The sequence below is a fragment of the Streptomyces alkaliphilus genome (genome assembly GCF_014141535.1).
Taxonomy (GTDB): domain Bacteria; phylum Actinomycetota; class Actinomycetes; order Streptomycetales; family Streptomycetaceae; genus Streptomyces; species Streptomyces alkaliphilus.
Window position 1 is genome coordinate 1 of record NZ_VKHT01001038.1, and the last position, 1,662, is coordinate 1,662.

Genomic DNA, 1,662 nt, shown 5'->3' on the forward strand with positions numbered 1-1,662 from the left:
AGTTGTGTATAAGAGACAGGTCGGTGGTTCGGCCGGCCGTCCCGCATCCGCCCGGTCGAACACCCCACAATGGAGGGCATGGAACTGCGCATCTTCACCGAACCCCAGCAGGGCGCCTCCTACGAGCAGCTGCTCGCCGTGGCCAGGGCCACCGAGGACCTCGACTTCGGTGCCTTCTTCCGCTCCGACCACTACCTCGCCATGGGCGGGGACGGTCTGCCCGGCCCGACGGACGCCTGGATCACCCTGGCGGGCCTCGCCCGGGAGACCAGCCGCATCCGCCTCGGCACCCTGATGACCGCCGCCACCTTCCGACTCCCCGGGGTGCTGGCGATCCAGGTGGCCCAGGTGGACGCCATGTCCGGCGGGCGGGTCGAGCTGGGCCTGGGAGCGGGGTGGTTCGAGGCCGAGCACACCGCGTACGGCATCCCCTTCCCCAAGGAGAAGTTCCCCCGGCTGGAGGAGCAGTTGGAGATCGTCACCGGGCTGTGGGCCACCCCGGTCGGCGAGACCTTCTCCTACAGCGGCACCCACTACACCCTCACCGACTCCCCGGCCCTGCCCAAGCCCGCGCAGCCGAAGCCCCCGGTGCTCATCGGTGGTCTGGGCGCCACCCGCACCCCGCGTCTGGCGGCCCGCTTCGCCGACGAGTTCAACCTGCCGTTCGCCTCGCTCGAGACCTCCGCCGAGCAGTTCGGCCGGGTGCGGGAGGCCGCAGAGAAGGCGGGCCGTTCGCCCGACGACCTGATCTACTCCAACGCCCTGGTGGCGTGTGTGGGCCGCGATGAGGCGGAGATCGCCCGCCGGGCGGAGGCCATCGGCCGCGAACCCGCCGAACTGCGGGCCAACGGCCTGGCCGGCACCCCCGACGAGGTGGTGGAGAAGATCGGCCGTTACGCCGAGCTGGGCGCCTCCCGCGTCTACCTGCAGATTCTCGACCTGTCCGACCTGGATCACCTGGAGCTGATCTCCTCCCGGGTGCGGACGCAACTGTCGTGACCCACCGGACCGGTCCCGGCGCGTCCCCCGGCGGGGCGCCCGGGGTCGGTGCGGGGACGCCCTCGTTCGCGGTTCCGCTGCCCCTGGACGGCGGGCTGTCGGCGCAGTTGGCCGCCGCCGGTCGGGAACCCCATGGGGAGCTGTGGACGGCGGCGGCTCTCCTGGACGCCCCGGAGGCGTTGATCGCCGCGCACGGCGCCTTTCTGGCGGCCGGGGCGCGGATTCTGCTGACCGCTTCCTACCAGGCGTCCCGGCAGGGCCTGGCCCGCCGGGGCCTGTCGGCGCGGGAGGCCGACGAGGCGATCGCCCGCTCGGTGCGGTTGGCACGGGCCGCCGTCGCCGCCCGCCCGGCCGGAGGCGAACCGGTGTGGGTGGCGGGCTCGATCGGCCCCTACGGCGCGGTGCTGGGGGGCGGCGCGGAGTACCGGGGTCGGTACGGCCTCGGCGCCGGGGAGCTGGAGCGGTTCCACCGGCCGCGCCTGGCGGCGCTGGCCGCCGCCGGCCCGGACCTGATCGCCCTGGAGACGCTGCCGGACCAGGACGAGGGGGCGGTGCTGCTGCGGATGGTGCCGGAGTTGGGCCTCCCGGTGTGGGTGTCGTGGACGATCGACGGGCCCCGCACGAGGGACGGCCGTCCGATGGAGGAGGCGTTCGCCCTGGCGG

General features: G+C 74.0%; 2 protein-coding genes. Both read left to right on the forward strand.

Features of this window, described 5'->3' with window-relative positions; genetic code table 11:
* Nucleotides 1–78 precede the first annotated feature (78 nt).
* Nucleotides 79–999, forward strand: coding sequence for an LLM class F420-dependent oxidoreductase (locus FNQ90_RS22195; RefSeq protein WP_143624570.1), 921 nt, complete (start codon nt 79–81; stop codon nt 997–999).
* On the forward strand, nt 996–1,662 hold a 667-nt coding region (locus tag FNQ90_RS22200), incomplete at its 3' end, for a homocysteine S-methyltransferase family protein (RefSeq protein ID WP_182607975.1). The genes FNQ90_RS22195 and FNQ90_RS22200, both read left to right, overlap by 4 nt.